This is a genomic window from Sulfitobacter marinus, from assembly GCF_900116285.1.
GTDB lineage: Bacteria > Pseudomonadota > Alphaproteobacteria > Rhodobacterales > Rhodobacteraceae > Sulfitobacter > Sulfitobacter marinus.
In genome coordinates this window covers 1-20,544 of the sequence record NZ_FPAJ01000010.1, presented here as the reverse complement: position 1 = coordinate 20,544, position 20,544 = coordinate 1, and the positions used below count along the sequence as shown (strand labels likewise).

At 54.3% G+C, this 20,544-nt stretch carries 12 protein-coding genes, 2 tRNA genes and 3 rRNA genes; 4 read left to right on the top strand and 13 right to left on the bottom strand.

What is annotated here, in order from left to right:
* Positions 1-62 precede the first annotated feature (62 nt).
* The 3 genes from BM347_RS17125 to BM347_RS17115 form a co-directional block, all read right to left on the bottom strand.
* Positions 63-926 (bottom strand): hypothetical protein, encoded by an 864-nt coding sequence (locus BM347_RS17125; RefSeq protein ID WP_093917720.1) that lies wholly within the window; start codon positions 924-926, stop codon positions 63-65.
* Positions 919-1,806: a hypothetical protein gene (locus BM347_RS17120; protein ID WP_093917719.1), complete on the bottom strand. Its 888-nt coding sequence runs from the start codon at positions 1,804-1,806 to the stop codon at positions 919-921. Before BM347_RS17120 ends, BM347_RS17125 begins: the two co-directional genes overlap by 8 nt.
* A 66-nt stretch (positions 1,807-1,872) precedes the next feature.
* Complete coding sequence (locus tag BM347_RS17115; protein WP_093917718.1) at positions 1,873-3,132, bottom strand: glycosyl transferase family 90; 1,260 nt, start codon at positions 3,130-3,132, stop codon at positions 1,873-1,875.
* Positions 3,133-3,283: 151 nt separating this feature from the next.
* Between BM347_RS17115 and BM347_RS17110 the strand changes: the two genes are divergently transcribed.
* Positions 3,284-4,291 (top strand): glycosyltransferase family 2 protein, encoded by a 1,008-nt coding sequence (locus BM347_RS17110; RefSeq protein ID WP_093917717.1) that lies wholly within the window; start codon positions 3,284-3,286, stop codon positions 4,289-4,291.
* Here the strand turns inward: BM347_RS17110 and BM347_RS17105 are convergent.
* On the bottom strand, positions 4,282-6,033 hold the full coding sequence (locus tag BM347_RS17105) for a glycosyltransferase family 2 protein (RefSeq protein WP_093917716.1): 1,752 nt from the start codon (positions 6,031-6,033) through the stop codon (positions 4,282-4,284). The two genes, BM347_RS17110 and BM347_RS17105, sit on opposite strands and share 10 nt — an antisense overlap.
* Positions 6,034-6,108: 75 nt before the next feature.
* Positions 6,109-6,915, bottom strand: a complete 807-nt coding sequence (locus BM347_RS17100; protein ID WP_093917715.1) for a glycosyltransferase family 32 protein — start codon at positions 6,913-6,915, stop codon at positions 6,109-6,111.
* Positions 6,916-7,111: 196 nt separating this feature from the next.
* Between BM347_RS17100 and BM347_RS17095 the strand changes: the two genes are divergently transcribed.
* From BM347_RS17095 to BM347_RS17085, 3 genes are all read left to right on the top strand, one after another.
* Positions 7,112-8,128 carry a glycosyltransferase family 2 protein gene (locus BM347_RS17095; RefSeq protein ID WP_093917714.1) on the top strand — a complete coding sequence of 339 codons (1,017 nt, stop codon included), beginning with the start codon at positions 7,112-7,114 and terminating at the stop codon, positions 8,126-8,128.
* An 88-nt stretch (positions 8,129-8,216) separates the two neighbouring features.
* A complete protein-coding gene (locus BM347_RS17090; RefSeq protein ID WP_093917713.1) occupies positions 8,217-10,262 on the top strand; it encodes an NADH:flavin oxidoreductase in 2,046 nt (681 codons plus the stop codon).
* A gap of 236 nt (positions 10,263-10,498) precedes the next feature.
* Positions 10,499-12,166 carry a GMC family oxidoreductase gene (locus tag BM347_RS17085; RefSeq protein ID WP_093917712.1) on the top strand — a complete coding sequence of 556 codons (1,668 nt, stop codon included), beginning with the start codon at positions 10,499-10,501 and terminating at the stop codon, positions 12,164-12,166.
* A gap of 31 nt (positions 12,167-12,197) precedes the next feature.
* Here BM347_RS17085 and BM347_RS17080 read toward each other — a convergent pair whose 3' ends face one another.
* The 8 genes from BM347_RS17080 to BM347_RS17045 all read right to left on the bottom strand — a co-directional run bounded on the left by BM347_RS17080 (position 12,198) and on the right by BM347_RS17045 (position 20,089).
* Positions 12,198-13,355: a lytic murein transglycosylase gene (locus BM347_RS17080; RefSeq protein WP_093917711.1), complete on the bottom strand. Its 1,158-nt coding sequence runs from the start codon at positions 13,353-13,355 to the stop codon at positions 12,198-12,200.
* Between the two features lie 93 nt (positions 13,356-13,448).
* Positions 13,449-13,925 (bottom strand): CreA family protein, encoded by a 477-nt coding sequence (locus BM347_RS17075; protein ID WP_093917730.1) that lies wholly within the window; start codon positions 13,923-13,925, stop codon positions 13,449-13,451.
* Positions 13,926-14,045: 120 nt separating this feature from the next.
* Positions 14,046-14,525: a GNAT family N-acetyltransferase gene (locus BM347_RS17070; protein WP_093917710.1), complete on the bottom strand. Its 480-nt coding sequence runs from the start codon at positions 14,523-14,525 to the stop codon at positions 14,046-14,048.
* A 160-nt stretch (positions 14,526-14,685) separates the two neighbouring features.
* Positions 14,686-14,800, bottom strand: a 5S ribosomal RNA gene (gene rrf / locus BM347_RS17065).
* Between the two features lie 90 nt (positions 14,801-14,890).
* Positions 14,891-17,737 (bottom strand): 23S ribosomal RNA (locus BM347_RS17060).
* Positions 17,738-18,298: 561 nt separating this feature from the next.
* Positions 18,299-18,374, bottom strand: a tRNA-Ala gene (locus BM347_RS17055).
* Between the two features lie 18 nt (positions 18,375-18,392).
* Positions 18,393-18,469 (bottom strand) — tRNA-Ile (locus BM347_RS17050).
* 155 nt (positions 18,470-18,624) lie between these two features.
* Positions 18,625-20,089: ribosomal RNA gene (locus BM347_RS17045) — 16S ribosomal RNA — on the bottom strand.
* The 16S, 23S and 5S rRNA genes sit together here with 2 tRNA genes alongside, the layout of an rRNA operon.
* Between the last annotated feature and the right edge of the window lie 455 nt (positions 20,090-20,544).

Genomic DNA, 20,544 nt, shown 5'->3' with positions numbered 1-20,544 from the left:
AGCCGGATCATCACTGTCTTCAGGTATGACATGAAGTTTTGACGTTCTAAAGCATTGATGCGCTATTCATACAGCGGGTTCCATTTCTTGAGCAGACGCCCGAACCCTTTTTCTTGTGCGATGACGTAAAACATGCGTGCTGCAGGTCTTTGTCGCTGATGCAATAGGTTACCCATTTTGCGGACATATCTGAACGCCTCACGGCGCCCCTTGCGATACGCGCGGCGCATGCCGCGCGGGGTAATATCGCCGCGCAAGAAGTCGAACAAGGCTGCCGATTGCCCCATATCAACAATCGTCTGAATACCCGCATGCCCTGCCCCATGCAGCAGCACGCGGGAATAATGCGCAGGTTTTGGCAGACGTGCCTCGTGTTTTTTATCTTGGCCGTGCAAGGGGTCGACCATCACGACATACAATCGCTCGTCGTCTAGATGTTCGCGCAGGTCATGGCACCATCCGTTCATTTTGCCCCATTGTTCATGATAGCGGCGTTCGAACCCGACCACATTCGGATCTATCGAGCTTTGGGGCGATAGCGCAATTGCGCGGCTGGCATCCATCGCCTGCGCCCCAAGCAACGCGCCATATCCCCCCATGCTAAACCCGTAGGCGGTTAGATCAGGTGCCGCGCCAAAATACGCACGGCAGGCACGCATCGCGTCGAAAAAACCTGCGTGCTGGTGCCAGTCTTCATCGCGGTGAAAGACACAAACATGGGCAATGCCCCGCTTTGAGAAAGACTTGGCTCCCCAGCCGCCTTGATCGACGTGAAACGGGTAATCAAACGGTGGGAATGCCACCAAAACCCGCGCCGGATCTGCGGGTCCTGTGTATTCCAACCGCAAACGCGGCCCATCATAGATGGTTACCCGGCTGACCCAACCATCTGGCAAGGCCGGTGACTGCATCTCGGCTTCACCCATCCGCCAAAAGCTTCTCAGGGTCTATTTTGTCAAAGCGGCGCTCACCTACATGTTGCTCAAGCATGCTCTTAGCTTTGCGCAGCATGCCGACTTCCTTGAGAACCTTCATATTGCGATAATGGATCATCTTGATATCCATATCTTCTGGCAACGGCTTGCCGCGCAATTGACCGCCCAAAATATAATGCTGCTCTTCCGGCAGGATGTTCCAATCCAGCCCCGCCGCTCGGATCGCCAAAGGCAGGCTCATCTGATCCAGATAGGGGCGTTTTTTGACCAGATCGACCTGATCAATTATCTGCGCCAACCGCATCCAAACCTCGACGAAGGTCTCGCCGCTTTCGGCTACCGGACCTTCGGGAAAAACGATTAGACCTGCGTTGAAATAGGGCATCAGTTTTTTGCGGCGCTGTCGCGAAAGCCATATCCGTTCTTCGGGCAGCGGCATGTCGCAAGCGTTATAAATATGCGGCCATATATCCTGCCCGGACCACATCATTGACGTCGCCGGTGCAACTGAGACATGGCGATCTTTGATTATTTTATCAGATGTATTGGACTTGATGAACAGCATATCACTGTCCATGAATGCCGAATGAGGCGTGCGCCGCGGTTGCATTGCCGCGACCATCTTATTGCCATGGGGATAAGGCGGGTCAAACACCTCCGCCGTTTCAATCGGTCGAATGTCAACATTCAGCTTTTTGTAAATCGCCAAGGCATACGGGTCCATGTCCCCGATTGTTTCGACCGGACAATACCCGATCACATCCAGGTCTTCGCTGAAATGGGTGCGAATGGACGCCGCCAGATAGCAGCCCATATCCTGATATTTTGGCGGCTCAACGATAAAGAAAATCGACAGATTGGGAACGCTCATGAGGAAGGCCCTTTATTGGGTGGTCGCGGCATCACCGCAAAATGGGCCAACCATTGGCACATAAGATCACCCATGGGCGACCTTGGCCGTTGCCGGCTGCTGCTTAGGCGTAGCAGATATCTCACGCAATCTTGCGGTAGCTTTTTTAAGGATCGTTTGATGAGCCCCCTGCTTGGCCTTTGGTTTCGTCGCTGAGTTCTCTGTCGTCGCGACCTTTTTCAGGCCCAAGCGGCGGCGCACCCCGTCAACAACTCCAACAGCGATCTGCGCACGTAAATCCGCGTCGGCAAGCAATTTACAAACCTCAGCCGCGCGCAGGGTCATCTCCCGGCATTCCTCTTGGTGGGTTTCACACCAACCCAGCTGTTTTTCCACATTGCCGTGATTTTTCCGAATGGGGACGTAATGCTCCCACGGTCTAAAGTGATGGGTCGCAAAGGTTTCAAACGCGCAATCGACCACCAAGGCGACACTGCCGGAGTTCAGCGACCAATAAAGGCTGGACCCAACATCATTTCCCGGCAAAACCACGATGTACTTATAGTTTTGAAAATCCTCACGCGGGATGCGCGGACGCTCGAAATCTGCAAGGAACGGTTCTTGTTGAAGAACAAAGCCATCCGAATTTGTGTAGCCCAGATCAAAGCGCGGATTGTCGATATAGCGGTACAAAAACCTGAACCGCTGCATCGACTTCAACACATGTAGCGTTTCATCGCGGGTAAATTCACCACTCTTATACTTGCGCAATAGCGGGTGCATGCGGATCATGGTACCTCGCGCGTTTTGACCCAACCTGCCACGGTTCCCCGGGCCACCACGCCACACAACGCGGTCGGACTTTTCAGCCCAATCGACGCGCAGGGGATCAAGATTACCCAAAAACTCGGGGCTGTCTATGTCGTGATAATGGGGCAGCGGCCACAGCACATGCCCGGCTGGCCGTTCGTGCAAACGGTTAAAGTTGAACAAGGGCGCAGCGTGGCCCTGATCAGTAATCACCGACCGGCTGCGGTGATCCTGCATGTCGAGCAGGAAATCAAAATCAGCCCCGGCCCCCAAGATGTCCTTTAAGGCACCAGAGGTTTTATTCGTCTTGGAATGCCGGTTGTGACGAACGTCCCAAGGAGTACCGCTGTCGTTAGACGGTTTCCAATCATTCAAATCCCGAGGCATCTTTTTGCCATGATCCCACCAGAGGGCCATGCCGCTGGACGCATTTGCCACAAATTCGAAAACCGCCGGATCAAGAGAAAAATCATACCCGACATCCGGGCCAAGTTGATGTGCGATTGATCTTTCGACAAAGTCTTTCGACGTAATCATGGGTCGCTCAATCCTCAGGAAGACAGGCGATTATCTGTTGTATTGCTTGTCTATTATTGCTCAAACTATAAGCTGCGACAGGCGATTGAGGCAACCCTTATGACAGGCCGCGACAGCCTGCGAACAGAAAAGACAAGCAGGTAGTTCCCCTATGGCCATCGGTACCGAAAAGACATTGATGCTGACGGTGATGCGCAATGAGGGCCCGTATATACTGGAGTGGATCGCACACCATTTCGCGCTTGGTATTGATGACCTGCTTATCTTCACCAATTTCTGCACCGATAACACCGACAAGATACTTGACCGGATCGAGGTTCTTTGGCCGCACCGTGTCAAGCATCAGCCGAACCCCAAGGTAATGTTCCCAAAGCAGGGAATGTGGCACATTATGGCACTGCGTTACGCGGGACATTTCGGACGTTATCAGGCGGCGGATTGGCTTTATGTTACCGATGCGGATGAATTTCTGAACCTACGAAATGCCGCCGGCACACTGGATGGGTTTTTCGAGGATGCAGGACCTGCAGACGCTGTGTCCTTCACCTCGGTCGCGTTTAACAGCAATGGGCACAAACACGAGACCGCTGATCTGGTGACAACTCGTTTTACGCAAACCGCAACCGATCTGGAGGCGGCAGCCCAAAGCGGGCAAGAGATCACCACCGCTGTCAAAACCCTGTATCGCAACGCAATAAAAGGCCCGCGCCGCCCGCATCGCCCGGTTACCAAGACGTTTTCAACAACCGGGTTCAAATGGATCAACGGTTCGGGCGAAGAAATGCCCGCGTCGTTTACCGACAGCGATTACAAAGGCATCAACGCCGGCCCGACCCGCGCGTTCGGTCAGGTCAACCACTACTCTATCAAATCGGCGGCTGAATTTTTGCTCAAGGTTGATCGTGGGGATGCGGTTCAGGCCGACCGGCTTGGCGCATCGGAACAGTATTGGAACCACGCCAATCGCATCGGCGGAACGGATACCAGTAATGTCGGATTGTCGCCCGCCGCACAGGAAATTTATGAGTTTTTAATGGCCGATCCGGTCCTTGCGGATTTGCACGCGCAATCGCTGGTGCTGCGCCAATCGCGTCTGACAGAGATATTGGCGACCGAAGGCGGTCAGGAACTGGCCCAGCGTATCGGTTATTACGGCTGACCCGTTGCCTTTGGCATGATGATGACAAACTCCGGCATGCTCAACTCTTCTGACGGGGTCAGGACCGGCGCATCTATCTGCGGATACTCACGCAGGAATGTCCCGATCGCAGGGCCGGTCAGAACGATCCGTTTAACAGTCCCCAGATCAACCCGGCTCAGCAGCTTTGCCCCGATCTGCGCATAACTTGCGCGCAGCACGTCTGGCTTTTCATCTGCGATCATCTGGTTGATCCGCGCGACGGTCTTTGCATCATCGGGAAACACGACCTGTTCAGTCGTCATGCACAGCCGGTCACCCAGCGCCGCTTCATTATGGGCCAGAATGCTGCGCATGATGTGCATCCGGGATGCGTTGTCCTCTTGGGCGATGACAGTAACCTGCGGCAGTTGTTTGGCGGTGAATATCGACAGAAACCCAATCCCTGCGCCCAAATCCAACAGCTTTTCACCATCCTCGACCATCCTGCCGATCCTGCGTGCCAAGCGGCGCTGATATTTGCCGCGCATGACGAGGTCGAGGGTGTTCTGCGCGAAAATGCGCACGTCCGCGGGCAAGGCGATACCGTGATTATCGATCCATTCAACGGCCGTCTCGGCGCTTACATCAATCTGGCCGGGCACAAATCCGTCGCCCCCCTCGCCCACATCGGCAAATCCCGCCTCAGGCTTGGTGCGGCGTTCGTTCATCGGGCGGCTGGCGTTGGATTTTTCGACCTGCGACATCAGCGCCGCGATCTCGGCGGGATTGCGCGCCTTGGGCGGCTTGGCAACGATCTTGGTGATTGGAACCTGCGATGCCTCGATCAGCGACGCCTTGAGCGTCACGTAGTCATCGGTTTTGCGGTACTCAACCAGCCGCGCCTCGACCCGGTCGATTGCGGCCCAATGCAGACGGGCCAGAACAGGATCGGTCAGTAGTTCATCCATGATCTGTTTGCGCCGCTCGGTATAGCGCAGGATCTTGTCGTCATAGACCTCGTTACGATCCTGAAGCGACCAGTAATCCGCGTTATATTTGTCTTTCTTATTGTTAACGTTCCCGCGCAGCTTGCGGATCGCATAACTGTCGATGGATTTCACCGCATAGTGGTTCATCTGGGCCCATTGATAGCCAACAGTGCGGCGAATTGATCGCCAGCCACGAAACTTGAAATAGTCCTCCATCGGGAGGCCGGAGCCATTGAGCCATTTGACGGTGTCGGGGAAACCGGTTTCGAGATGCTTGTTCTTGATCGATGGGCGGTGAATGCCGATCTTCCATTTGTCCGGGTCGAACTTGAACAGCGTTTTGACGCCCCAGCCCTTGTTCCACGTAGGCGGGGCCGCATAAAGATATTGTTCAGACACGGGATCGCGCGACCAATCGACCACATTGCCCGATCCGAAAATCCGCCAGGTGATGACGATCCCGTTGGCATCGCCCGCCGCATCAAGCATCGGGTCCAACGTGCCATCGCCATAGTTGATGCATAAAAACTCATCCGCATCGAACATCAAAATCCAGTCGGCCTCGGCCACTTTGGGCTCAGCCTGCGCGTATTTCATCGCAGAGGGCTGCGGTTTCACCCCTTCGGGAATGTCATTTCGGCGGTGATAGCCCAGACCCAGCTCTTCGAGCCGGATCAACATGTCGTCGGTCCCGTCGGAACAATCATTCGTGTAGACAAGGATTTTGGTGAACCCCACGGCCAGATGATGGGCATACCATTCCAACAGAAACGGTGCCTCGTCCTTCATCATCGAGATGGCCAGAAGCTTGCCGTGGGGGCTTTTATGCGGTTTCAGATTGATGGCTTTGGGCCTTTGATCTGGCGGTTAGCGCAGCGCCTTGGAGGGGTCGATACCGATCTTCTCGCACATCCGCGCAGCATATGATCCGGGCAGCGGCACGTGCTTTTCCCACCACGGTTTCGTGCCATTGGTATACAAATGCACCGACAGGGTTTTGTCGGTAAAATGCCCTTCGACGCGGCCATAGGGGTCATAAAAGATGTCATTCAATTGGAACGGCACCGGATACAGCACTTCGCGCTCGCTGGCCTTTTCATACTGGCCGGTCTGCTTGGCGAAATAGGTAAATGCCTGCGGGCCAAATGCCGTGCGTTCAGCGTTATAAATCCGGTGGGCATGGGTCAGATTGGGGTCTTGGCGATCATATTTGCGGCGCTGGTTCTTGTTCCACCATGCAGGGTAATCCGGCAGGTTGTCATAATAATCCAACAACTGATCCATCAACTCGCACTCTTGGGGCAAGCCCACGACGCCGCAGTTCAACGCGCCAGACATGCCGTGACGGCCAAAGATATATTCATCGTCTTCGGGAAAGGGCTGATGGCAGAACGCATCGCAGTCGATCCATATCGCCCCGATCTTTTGGATCATCTTATAGCGGAACACATTCGACAGAAACGACGCGCTGGTGGCCTCGACCAAGGCGCGGTCGATCTCCATAATATCGGATGCCGGGCGCACCTCGACCCCTTCGGGGGCATTGTCCACCTTGTCGGCGCAATACAGGATCGTCTTGTGCCCCGCGACGACATGGGATTTCAGGCAAAGCTGGTTCAGATAGTGAAGCTTTTCACCAATCCAAAGCGACGCGACGGGGCGACGGTCATTCATAATTCAGGCCTCTCTGGTGACGATATTTTGGTGACATCGAACGTATCTGCTCAACCCCAAGATTAGCTTGGAGCGATTACACTTGTAAAGAAACGTCGGGCCTGTGACATGGCTACGGCGCAAGATTGACTTGAAGCGGCGCGCATGAGAGTCATTTGAGCAACGCAAATAACCTAGGCCCAAGGAGACGCCCCCTGTGACACGTATCCTTGCCGTAACCTGCATGCGAAACGAAGGGCCTTACTGCCTAGAATGGATCGCCCATCACCGCGCGGCGGGTATCACGGATTTTCTGATCTTCACCCATGATTGCGAAGATGGCACTCTAGGCCTGCTGGACCTGTTGCCGGATATAACGCATGTGCCGTTTCAGCCGACGGGCAAAAAATCGGTGCAATGGCAGGCCATGCGATTGGCCGATGCACATCCGTTGATCAAGGCTGCGGATTGGGCGATCTTTTTTGATTGCGATGAGTTTTTGTGCCTTGAGACACCGATGGAGACCTTTGCCGATCTGATCGCGTCGGTCGGCGAGGAGACTGATGCCATTGCCCTACCATGGCGGTTCTTTGGTGCAGCAGAGCAGATGGAATTCACCGACCAGCCAACGGTTGAGCGTTTTACCATGTGCGCCCCCGATCCATTTTTCCTGCCAGCGGGCCATTTTTTCAAAACCTTGTTTCGGCCAGAGAAATTCCAAAAACTTGGCGTGCACCGCCCCAAGAACAAGCGCAGCAAACCGGCACGTTGGTCGTTGGGTGCGGCACAGCCCGCCAGCGATGACTTCGCCCAAGATGACAGCCGGATTAATCTGTTCGGTTCGATGCAAACCCCGGCGCGGGCGCGGCTGAACCACTATTCGGTGCGATCCGCGGCTGAATTCATGGTCAAACGCGGGCGCGGCCTGCCCAATCGAACCTCCAAGCGTCTTGATCTGCATTATTGGGCCGAACGGAATTTCAACACGGTCCAAGACCACATGATTGACCCGATGCTGATCGCCACGCGGGCTGAGCTGGCGAAACTTCACGCGGTTCCGCAGATACCGGCGGCCCATCAACACGCAGTCGCGTGGCATCAAGATGCTTTCGCGACACTCATGAAAGACCCCGCCGAGATCCAGTTTTATTGGCACTTAACGCTTTTGGCGGGCAGCACGCCCCCGACCCAAGACCAAACGCGCGCGCATTTACGGCGTCTTTCTCAGACGTAACCGGACCACCGAGCGGCGCGAATAGAGTTGATTGAAAGCGCGTTCAGTTGCACCCTTACGGCATGTAACTTTGCCCAAGAGGTTTGCCATGTCTACCGATCCGCTGCTGCAGCCATACCAGCTTAAGCATCTGACTTTACGCAACCGGATCATGACGACCAGTCACGAACCCGCGTACCCCGAAGACGGGATGCCCAAAGACCGCTACCGCGCCTATCACGCAGAGCGTGCAAAGGCTGGCGTGGCTTTGGCAATGACAGCGGGATCGGCGGCAGTTTCCAAGGACAGCCCGCCTGTGTTCAACAACGTACTGGCCTATAAGGACGAGGTCGTGCCGTGGATCACCAATCTGACCGATGCCTGCCACGAACATGGCTGCGCGGTGATGATCCAGCTGACACATCTGGGGCGGCGCACCACGTGGAACAAGGGCGATTGGCTGCCGTCGGTGTCATCGTCGAAACACCGCGAACCTGCGCACCGCGCCTTTCCCAAACTGATCGAGGATTGGGACATCGACAGGATCATCACCGATTTTGCCGACGCCGCCGAACGGATGAAACACGGCGGTATGGACGGGATCGAGTTGCAGGTTTACGGCCATCTGCTTGATCAGTTCTGGTCGCCGCTGACCAATGACTTGGTTGGCCCTTACGGCGCTGATACGCTGGAAAACCGGATGCGGTTTCCCATGGATGTGCTGGCGGCAGTGCGCAAACGGGTGGGCGACGATTTCATCGTGGGCTTTAGATATACCGCGGACGAGGCGCAAAAGGGCGGCATCACCCCCGAAGAAGGGCTTGAAATATCCAAAAGACTTGCCGCATCGGGCCAGCTGGATTTTCTAAACGTGATCAAAGGGCGCATTCATACCGATCCCGCGATGACCGATGTGATCCCCGTCCAAGGGATGCAAAGCGCACCGCATCTGGATTTCGCAGGCGCGGTGAAACAGGCGACAGGCATGCCCACCTTTCATGCCGCTCGCATCCAGGATGTGGCAACGGCCCGTCACGCGGTGGCAGCTGGCCTGTTGGATATGGTCGGGATGACGCGCGCGCATATGGCCGATCCGCATATCGTGCAAAAGATCGTTGAGGGGCGCGAGGACGACATCCGCCCCTGCGTGGGGGCCACCTATTGTCTGGACCGCATCTATCAAGGCGGAGAGGCCCTGTGCATCCATAACGCTGCCACAGGGCGTGAACTGACCATGCCGCACAGCATTCAGCCCGCATTGGTCAAACGCAAATTCGTCGTCGTCGGCGCGGGCCCCGCCGGGTTGGAAGCCGCCCGCGTGGCCGCCGAGCGCGGTCACCACGTCACAGTATTCGAGGCCCAGCCGGAACCCGGTGGCCAGATCAGGCTGACCGCGCAAAACGCCCGCCGCCGCGAGATGATGTCGATCATCGACTGGCGCATGGCGCAATGTGCCGCCCGCGGCGTGGTGTTTCACTTTAACACATGGGCCGATGAAGAGACGGTTGCGCAGCTTAACCCCAATGTCGTGATCATCGCGACAGGTGGCCTGCCCAATACCGAGCTGTTTGAAACCGGTGTCGAAGCCGAAAATGTGGTGTCGTCGTGGGACATCATCTCGGGCGATGTGAAACCTGCCGGAAATATCCTCATCTACGACGAAAGCGGCGATCATCCCGGGCTTCAAGCCGCCGAGATTGCCGCCCACGCGGGCACCAAGGTCGAGGTGATGACCCCCGACCGCAGCTTTGCCCCCGAGATTATGGCGATGAACCTTGTCCCCTATATGCGGTCTTTGCAGGATAAGGATGTGACCTTTACCGTGACGCGGCGGCTGTTGGGGGTTTCCCGTGTTGGTAATAAATTGGTCGCCACAATAGGCACCGACTACAGTGATTTTACGAGACAGCAGGAATATGATCAGGTGGTGGTGAACTACGGCACCTTGCCGATGGATGATCTGTATTTCGCGCTCAAACCTCTGTCAAAGAATGAAGGCGCTGTTGATTATGAGGCGCTGATCGCAGGCGAGCCGCAAACGATGGACTGGAATGACGACGCAACATTCTGGCTGTTTCGTATCGGCGATGCGGTATCAGCGCGCAATACACATGCCGCGATTTATGACGCTTTGCGTCTGGTCAAGGAGTTATAACTGCAAGGCCGCTCTGAACAGTTGGATCGACAGCCTCCAGATCAAAATTCGCGATACCCCTTAGCAGAAATTGGCACTAGAGTTTGCCTACTCGGCCTTCAAATGTCGCCGGGATCAGGGAACACAGGCCTCAGGATATGGCTTTCATCAGCGCTGCATAAAGTGCTTTCTGAAGGCGATCCGCGCGGCTGTGTCTCTCTGATCAAGAATGAAACAAGCGATGGGTAAATGGCGCGATGTCTGACGGATCAAACAGCTACGACTATATTGTAATCGGCGGCGGGTCCGCCGGGTGCCTGATGGCCAACAGGCTTAGCGCCGATCCCGCCAACCGGGTACTGCTGTTAGAAGCCGGAAAAGCTGACACCTATCCATGGGTCCATATCCCCATCGGTTATCTGTATTGTATTGGTAACCCGCGCGCCGACTGGATGTATAAAACCGAACCAGACAAGGGATTGAACGGGCGCGCCCTTCTCTATCCGCGTGGCAAGACGTTGGGCGGGTGTTCGTCGATCAACGGCATGATCTATATGCGCGGGCAAGCGCGTGATTATGACAATTGGGCCAAGCTGACCGGCGAGGAAGATTGGAGCTGGCAAAACGCGCTGGCCGACTTTAAGGCCCATGAAGACCACTATAAACTGGATGATGGTGCCGACCCGGTAACGGGGGACAATAGCCGGTTTTCCGATATGCACGGGCACGGCGGCGAATGGCGGATCGAAAAGCAACGATTGCGATGGGACATTCTGGACAGCTTTTCCGATGCGGCGGCAGAAACCGGCATTCAGAAGACCGATGATTTCAACAGTGGTGATAATGCAGGCGTCGGGTATTTCGACGTTAATCAGCGCTCTGGATGGCGGTGGAACACGTCAAAGGCGTTTCTGCGTCCGGCGAAATCACGGACCAATCTGACCATCTGGACCGAAGCGCAGGTTGAAAAGATGACATTTGACAAAGACCGCGACGGACGCCTGCGCTGCACAGGGGCCAAGGTGCATCACAAAGGTGTGCCCGTCACCGTGACGGCGGCCAAGGAAACCGTGCTGTCCGCCGGGGCTGTGAACTCTCCTCAAATACTGCAGCTTTCGGGGATCGGTCCCGCCGCAGTGCTAAAGCGGCACGGCGTTGAGATGGTGATGGACCAGCCCTTTGTCGGTGAAAACCTTCAAGATCACTTGCAAATTCGCGCGGTGTTCAAGGTAACGGGCGCGCAGACTCTCAACACCCTGGCCAATTCTCTTTTTGGCAAGGCCAAGATCGGGCTGGAATACCTGCTCAAACGCTCCGGCCCAATGAGCATGTCCCCAAGCCAGCTGGGTGCGTTCACTAGGTCGAACCCTGACCGACCCCATGCCAATCTTGAATACCATGTCCAACCGCTTAGCCTTGAGGCGTTTGGCGAAGACCTGCACGATTTCCCCGCCATGACGGTCAGCGTTTGCAACCTGAACCCGACCAGCCGCGGCCATGTTCGGATTGCCTCATCCGATTTCCGCGACGCCCCCAAGATCACACCGAATTATCTGGATACCGAAGACGACCGCAAAGTCGCCGCCGAAAGCCTGCGCCAAGTGCGTGACATTATGGCCCAACCTGCAATGCGGCCCTATGCCCCGCAAGAGCACAAGCCCGGCATTCAATATCAAAGTGATGATGATTTAGCCCGATTGGCGGGAGACATCGCCAGCACGATCTTTCATCCCGTGGGCACCGTCAAAATGGGCCGCGAGGATGATCCGACTGCCGTGCTGGACCCGCATTTGCGGATGAAAGGCGTGGCAGGCCTGCGCGTGGTGGATGCGTCGGTCATGCCCGAGATCACCAGCGGCAACACCAATGCCCCGACCATAATGATTGCTGAAAAGGCGGCGCGCTGGATATTGGCAGGCCAATAGGCACCCGCGCAGCCGGTCGTTTAAAGCAACCTTAAAGGCGTTGCAGCAGCGACAGCGACGGATCACCTGTCGCTGGCAACCCAACGGATTGCTGATAGGCTGAGATGGCCTTGCGGCTGTTGGGGCCAATCACCCCGTCCGTACCACCGGTATCAAACCCGCGCGCCGTCAGCCGTTCTTGCAACGCTTTGCGATCCTCGATGGTCAGGCCGTATTTGTCGGGGCCAAAGCTGGCCCGGATGGGTCCGCCGCCCGCAATACGGTCAGACAGATGCCCGACACCAATCGCGTAATTGTCAGAGTTATTATAGCGCTTGATCGCATTGAAATTGCTAAACACCGCAAAGCGTGGCCCGCCCGCGTCAGGCTGCAAAACCTTCAACGGTGTTGCAGAACTGGCCGCAGCAGTTCCCATCTCTCCGCCCCATTTCTGGCCGGATTTCCAGCCTGACTTGGCAAGATACGCCGCAGTCGAGGCCAGTGAATCCGTCGGATCATCCGACCAGATGTCGCGCCGCCCGTCGCCGTTAAAATCGACGGCAAAAGCCTGATAAGATGTGGGGATAAACTGGGTGTGACCCATGGCACCGGCCCAGCTGCCCGTTAAACCCTGTGCAGAGACATCCCCCCGCTCAAGAATTTTCAGCGCCGCGATCAGCTGTTTTTCAAAGAAAGACCCGCGCCTGCCATCATAGGCTAAAGTTGACGTGGCCGATACGACCGGCACGTCACCCCGCCGCTCTCCGTAAAAGCTCTCCAGCCCCCACACGGCGGTAACGACCTCGGCCGGAACGCCATAGCGCCCTTCAATCTGGCGCAGAATGCCCCGATGGCGGGCAAAGGCAGCGCGCCCCTTGCTGACACGCTCCTCTGACGCGGCAATGGCAAGGTAATCCTCAAGCGTCCTGCTGAATTCGGTTTGGTTACGGTCACGCTTAACGACACCGGGCAAATAACCTGTCCCGACGAAACCTCGTCTTAGCGTTGCGGCTGAAATGCCCTGTGCCGTAGCCCGCGCCTTGAACCCCGCAACCCAAGCATCATAGCCGCTATTTGATTGTGGCATCAAATCCGCGGGCAAAGTGCTCTCGCTCCGCGAGGCATATGTCACCGCACTGCTACGCCCCTGACATGCGGCAAGGCCCAATGCCCCCAATCCGATTGTAAAGTTTCTACGTGAAATGCCCATTCTGCCTGTGCCCTTTGTTGTTGTGGCTTTGCGGCAGATTAACGCAACATGAGAACGGCGCAAAGGGACAGTTCCCGTATGGCGATCCTTTGCCTAATTCCCCGGCGCATAGAGCGGCACGGTCGACATCGACATCTTTGCTGATCCGTTTTGCACGTCGCGGGCGTGGCTGATGTAGATCAAGGTGTTATTCGCCTCATCATAGATGCGCTTCACGTTCAATGTTTTGAAAATAACAGAGCGGCGTTCGGTGAACACGGTCTCGCCCTCGTCATCGCGCTCAATATCGCCAATCTCAATCGGCCCGGTTTGACGGCAAGAAATCGACGAGTTTGACGGGTCTTCGAACCAGTCTCCCTTTTGCAACCGGTCAATGATGCCACGTTCAAAATAGGCCAGATGGCAGGTAACGCCTTTTACCTTGGGGTCGGCCACCGCTTCCACGACGATGTCATTCCCTAGCCAATCAACGTCAACATTGCCGACGGTTTCAGCAGCGGCGGAGAAAGGAAGTACAACGAGCGCAGCAAGTGCGCAAAGAATGCGGGTGGGGTGTTTTTGTGTGTTCATGATCATATACGCGCCAGAATGCAGAAGGTTCCGATGGGAGGTGATTGTCACGGCTGTCGGGATGGACCTTTAGACTAGATATAGAGAGGGTAATGCTGTTTCAGGGCAACGGGAAATATTCTATTCAGCCAGGTTTACATCTACATTATGCCTGTAAACGAAAAACTCGGTGTTCTTAGCAACCTTGTCATACAACGCCATCGCGGCGCTATTTGATGAATGTGTATGCCAGTAAACCCCTACCGTACCGGCTTGGGTGGCTTGTTCATAAAACGCCTCAATCAGCTTTCTTCCAATACCTTGCCCGCGCAGTGACGGGTCAGAAAAAACGTCCTGAAGATAGCAGGTGTTTTCAATCGTGATTGTGTTTCTATGGAATATATAGTGAGCAAGACCGACCAGCCTGCCACCCTGCTCAGCCACCAGACAATGCACAGGTTCGCTTGGGTCTAATAGTCTTTGCCAAGTGGATTGAACAATATTCTCCGAAAGCGCGGTTGGTCCGGCTCTGCCATAAAATTCGTTATATTGATTCCACAGGTTTCGCCATTGGCTATGGTCGAGCTCTGATACCGGACGAATGATGATAGCATTTTTCACGTCTTTAGTTCCTTTTTGAACCTATAATAAGACGTGGGCTTTCATCGCCTGTATGGCAACAGTTAATCTGAACGCAAGAACGCCCGCTGTGATATTTTCACAGCGGGCGTTTTTTGTATTGTTATCGTATTGAGAGATATACATTTATTGAACTTATTAGGTTTGGCGGTGACCTACTCTCCCACGTCTTAAGACGCAGTACCATTGGCGCAGTAGCACTTAACTGCCGAGTTCGGGATGGGATCGGGTGTTTTGCTTACGCTATGACCACCAAACCGAATAAATTCAACAAATGTCCAAGTCAGTACAGTTATGTATGTGTGTATGCTTTTGAATGATGAGTAAAAGTCTTGCTTCTACTGGATCAAATCAAGCCTATCGAGCCATTAGTACCAGTCAACTGAACGTATTACTACGCTTACATCTCTGGCCTATCGACGAGGTGGTCTACCTCGGCTCTCAGGGATACCTTGTTTTGAGGGGGGCTTCCCGCTTAGATGCCTTCAGCGGTTATCCTGTCCGATCATAGCTACCCAGCACTGCTATTGGCATAACAACTGGTCCACCAGTGGATCGTTCACCCCGGTCCTCTCGTACTAGGGGCAACTCCTCTCAAGTATCCTACACCCACGGAAGATAGGGACCGAACTGTCTCACGACGTTCTAAACCCAGCTCACGTACCTCTTTAAACGGCGAACAGCCGTACCCTTGGGACCTGCTCCAGCCCCAGGATGAGATGAGCCGACATCGAGGTGCCAAACACTGCCGTCGATATGGACTCTTGGGCAGTATCAGCCTGTTATCCCCGGCGTACCTTTTATCCGTTGAGCGATGGCCCTCCCACTTGGGACCACCGGATCACTATGGCCGTCTTTCGACTCTGCTCGACTTGTCAGTCTCGCAGTCAGGCTGGCTTCTGCCATTGCACTCAACGAGCGATTTCCGACCGCTCTGAGCCAACCTTCGCGCGCCTCCGTTACGATTTAGGAGGCGACCGCCCCAGTCAAACTACCCACCACACAGGGTCCCGGATCCGGATAACGGACCGCGGTTAGACATCAAGCAGAACAAGGGTGGTATCTCAAGGGAGGCTCCACGCAAACTGGCGTTCACGCTTCAAAGCCCACCACCTATCCTGCACATGTTCGGCCTAATGCCAGTGTGAAGTTGTAGTAAAGGTGCACGGGGTCTTTCCGTCTAACCGCGGGTAACCGGCATCTTGACCGGTAATTCAATTTCGCTGAGTCTATGTTGGAGACAGCGGGGAAGTCGTTACGCCATTCGTGCAGGTCGGAACTTACCCGACAAGGAATTTCGCTACCTTAGGACCGTTATAGTTACGGCCGCCGTTTACCTGGGCTTCAATTCAGAGCTCTCACCCCTCCTTTTAACCTTCAGGCACCGGGCAGGCGTCAGACCCTATACGTCGTCTTACGACTTCGCAGAGCCCTGTGTTTTTAATAAACAGTCGCCACCCCCTGGTTTGTGCCCCCAGCCCCTAGTTGCCTAGGAACCGGGCCTCCTTCTCGCGAACTTACGGAGGTATTTTGCCGAGTTCCTTCAACATAGTTCTCTCAAGCGCCTTGGTATTCTCTACCTATCCACCTGTGTCGGTTTAGGGTACGATCTAGCGATGGAGCTATTTCCAGGGACCTCTAAGCAGCCCATTCAATCCGATAAGGATGAACTACCCTCGAGATCCGTCACTTCCATCTGGCCCAGGAATATTAACCTGGTTCCCATCGACTACGCCTTTCGGCCTCGCCTTAGGGGTCGGCTTACCCTGCTCAGATTAGCTTTAAGCAGGAACCCTTGGATTTTCGGCGAGAGTGTCTCTCACACTCTTTGTCGCTACTCATGTCATCATTCTCACTAGTGATCTCTCCACCGGATCCCTCACAGGCCGGCTTCACAGAAAACTCCGCGTCTCCAAGACCGTAGGGTGGGTAAAACCCACCTTGGGCTAAGGAGACATGGAATTATGTCACACTACGCTCTGCTACCATGCAATAAATGCATCCTAAGCTTCGGCTCATGGCTTGAGCCCCGTTACATCTTCGCCGCAAGACAACTTATTTAGACCAGTGAGCTGTTACGCTATCTTTAAAGGATGGCTGCTTCTAAGCCAACCTCCTGGTTGTTTTGGTCGTCTCACCTGCTTTCCCACTTAGCCATGAATTAGGGGCCTTAGCTGTAGGTCAGGGTTGTTTCCCTCTTCACGACGGACGTTAGCATTCGCCGTGTGTCTGCCATCTAGTACTCCTCGGTATTCGGAGTTTGGTTAGGATCAGTAAGCCTGTGGGGCCCCATTACCCATCCAGTGCTCTACCCCCGAGGGTATTCGGATGACGCTCTACCTAAATAGATTTCGCAGAGAACCAGCTATCTCCGAGTTTGATTGGCCTTTCACCCCTAGGCACAGCTCATCCCGATCCTTTTCAACGGATGTGGGTTCGGTCCTCCAGTAAGTGTTACCTTACCTTCAACCTGGCCATGCCTAGATCACTCGGTTTCGGGTCTGATCCCACAAACTCAACGCCCTATTAAGACTCGCTTTCGCTGCGCCTACACCTAACGGCTTAAGCTTGCTTGTGAGACCAAGTCGATGACCCATTATACAAAAGGTACGCTGTCAGATCGTAAAGATCCTCCAACTGATTGTAGGCGTTCGGTTTCAGGTACTGTTTCACTCCCCTCGTCGGGGTGCTTTTCACCTTTCCCTCACGGTACTGGTTCACTATCGGTCAGTAAGGAGTACTTAGCCTTCGAAGGTGGTCCTCCGATCTTCAGACAGAATTTCACGTGTTCCGCCCTACTTAATACGTCCTCTCATGCTTCTTATACGGGACTATCACCCACTTTGGTTGCGCATTCCAACGCATTCTAACCACAATTGAGGCTCGGCTGGTCCCCGTTCGCTCGCCGCTACTAGGGGAGTATCAATTGATTTCCTTTCCTCCGGGTACTTAGATGTTTCAGTTCCCCGGGTTTGCTTTTATAAACCTATGTATTCAGTCTATAAATACCTGGTTTACCTCATTATTAGCTACCCAGAAGGGTAATAATAACAAAGTATCAGGTGGGTTGCCCCATTCAGAAATTCATGGATCAAAGCTTATTCTCAGCTCCCCATGACTTATCGCAGAGTATCACGTCTTTCATCGCCTCTTACTGCCAAGGCATTCACCAAACGCCCTTTTCGCGCTTGATTTGATCCAGAAAAAGCAAGACTGGTTTAATGTCCTACCGCCTATTCGGCTACTTGAGGACAATTTAGACCCTCAACGGCCGATAGAATGTAGAACACCAGTCTAACGTGGAAGACAGAAGCTGGTAAGAAACTGTCTTTCCTTATTCCAGATCAAAAGCATACTTTTACCCGCCCACTCTCTAAGAGTGGACAGCGAGACATGCATCTAGCCCACCTTCCGTGCAGGAAGTAGGCGTCATGTCTCTGGTTAGTGTACTTGACTTGGACAACACGTCTATTTCAGTCGCGATATGATTAAAAGACCGAGGAAACAGTCCGCTAAACACCGGCTTCCTAAGAAGCAGCAACCGAGATCATTACCTTACTCGGTAAGATCGGATCGTGTTGTTTGTTACTTTAAGATTACTCTCAAAGTAACTGTATCTCTCTTTACGATGTCAATCAGGTGCATTCCAAAGGAATGTCACCAATGCGTTTCCGCACCGTCCGATTGGACGGGCAAACAGTCGAAACTGCTTGCCGGTCTAATCACTGTATTTACACCTCACTGCGTGAAGTATTTGGTGGAGCCTAGGAGGATCGAACTCCTGACCTCCTGAATGCAAATCAGGCGCTCTCCCAGCTGAGCTAAGGCCCCATCATTCCCCGAGGGATATGGTGGGTCGAGGAGGACTTGAACCTCCGACCTCACGCTTATCAGGCGTGCGCTCTAACCACCTGAGCTACCGACCCATACGAGCGGTAGCTCGTGTTCTTGTTCTGAAGAGATATGAGGACGGCTCGGTCCGAAAGGTCATCTTGCGATGCCTTGATGTGGACAGCTTTGTTTGCTGTCCTGCTAAGTGTTTCACGAGATGAGCAAGCTCATTTACTAGAAACATCCTTAGAAAGGAGGTGATCCAGCCGCAGGTTCCCCTACGGCTACCTTGTTACGACTTCACCCCAGTCGCTGATCCTACCGTGGCCGCCTGCCCCCCGAAGGTTAGCGCAGCGTCGTCGGGTAGAACCAACTCCCATGGTGTGACGGGCGGTGTGTACAAGGCCCGGGAACGTATTCACCGCGTCATGCTGTTACGCGATTACTAGCGATTCCGACTTCATGGGGTCGAGTTGCAGACCCCAATCCGAACTGAGACAGCTTTTTGGGATTAACCCATTGTCACTGCCATTGTAGCACGTGTGTAGCCCAACCCGTAAGGGCCATGAGGACTTGACGTCATCCACACCTTCCTCCCGCTTATCACGGGCAGTTTCCCTAGAGTGCCCAGCTTAACCTGCTGGCAACTAAGGATGTGGGTTGCGCTCGTTGCCGGACTTAACCGAACATCTCACGACACGAGCTGACGACAGCCATGCAGCACCTGTCACTGCGTCACCGAAGTGAACGCTCGATCTCTCGAGTTAGCACAGGATGTCAAGGGTTGGTAAGGTTCTGCGCGTTGCTTCGAATTAAACCACATGCTCCACCGCTTGTGCGGGCCCCCGTCAATTCCTTTGAGTTTTAATCTTGCGACCGTACTCCCCAGGCGGAATGCTTAATCCGTTAGGTGTGTCACCGAACAGTATACTGCCCGACGACTGGCATTCATCGTTTACGGTGTGGACTACCAGGGTATCTAATCCTGTTTGCTCCCCACACTTTCGTACCTCAGCGTCAGTATCGAGCCAGTGAGCCGCCTTCGCCACTGGTGTTCCTCCAAATATCTACGAATTTCACCTCTACACTTGGAATTCCACTCACCTCTCTCGAACTCAAGACCAGGAGTTTAGGAGGCAGTTCCAGGGTTGAGCCCTGGGATTTCACCCCCTACTTTCTGATCCGCCTACGTACGCTTTACGCCCAGTAATTCCGAACAACGCTAACCCCCTCCGTATTACCGCGGCTGCTGGCACGGAGTTAGCCGGGGTTTCTTTACCAGGTACTGTCATTATCATCCCTGGCGAAAGTGCTTTACGATCCTAAGACCTTCATCACACACGCGGCATGGCTAGATCAGGCTTGCGCCCATTGTCTAAGATTCCCCACTGCTGCCTCCCGTAGGAGTCTGGGCCGTGTCTCAGTCCCAGTGTTGCTGATCATCCTCTAAAACCAGCTATAGATCGTAGACTTGGTAGGCCGTTACCCCACCAACTATCTAATCTAACGCGGGCCAATCCTTTCCCGATAAATCTTTCCCCCGAAGGGCTTATACGGTATTACTCTCAGTTTCCCGAGGCTATTCCGTAGAAAAGGGTATGTTCCCACGCGTTACTAACCCGTCCGCCGCTCGGTCCCGAAGGACTGCGCTCGACTTGCATGTGTTAGGCCTGCCGCCAGCGTTCGTTCTGAGCCAGGATCAAACTCTCAAGTTGAAATGATGTTACCATCATATCCTTGACGTCGAACCTCTGCACATCGACCTGCAGTACTTACTGAATACTACAGGCGTCTTTTCTGTTTGTTGTGCTTAGAGCTACAAAGTAGCCGAAAGCCGTCCAAACAGTGAAGCTGACACTGGATCATCGCTAAAGACCAAATGGCCCGTCGCTACCAGCGCGATATGAAGAGGTTGATCCATCGAATGAACCAAACCGCCCACATATCTCTTCAGATATTATCAATTTCAAAGAGCGTTGAGACAAAAGAAACCAAGATGCGCCGTAACTTTCAGCGCGCCCCGCCTCGAATACCTCAGAATTTCTCCGCCTCCTGAACCTCCATCGCCTCTCAGCTCCGTCCGTCCCGTCTAGCGCACCGTGTCGGCTTGTCTGCGTCTCCGGTAAGGGGGGTTCTAAGGTTTGTTCCAAATACCCGCAACCCCTTTTTT